Origin of the sequence: Mameliella sp. CS4 (genome assembly GCF_019392335.1) — a bacterium.
Taxonomy (GTDB): Bacteria; Pseudomonadota; Alphaproteobacteria; order Rhodobacterales; family Rhodobacteraceae; genus Antarctobacter.
Genome location: NZ_JAHXRQ010000159.1, coordinates 1 through 270, shown reverse-complemented (window position 1 = coordinate 270; position 270 = coordinate 1). Strand labels below are relative to the sequence as shown.

The window sequence follows — 270 nt, the reverse complement described above, 5'->3', positions numbered from 1 at the left end:
CCGGCGATCTGGAGGCTCGGGTCTCCGGCCTCTGGACCGCGCTGCAGGAGCTGGAGCAGACCCTGATCCCGCACGGCCTGCACGTGGTCGGCGCGGGCACGCCGGAAGAGGAGCGGGTCGATCTGCTCCTGGCGCTCGCCCAGTCGGCGCACGGCGTGCGGCCGGAGCGGGCCGGGATCGAGGCCCTCGTCACGGGGCAGGGGGTCGAGGCGGCGCTGACGGCTTCCGGCCTGCCCGCCGACGACGTGACCCGGGCGGCGTTCGCAAGTC

The 270-nt window shown here is 75.9% G+C and carries 1 protein-coding gene; it reads left to right on the top strand.

Translation table 11 applies throughout. The features are described from left to right. Positions 1–270: cobaltochelatase subunit CobN (locus KZZ07_RS26940; protein WP_219520036.1), on the top strand; the 270-nt coding region annotated here is incomplete at both ends.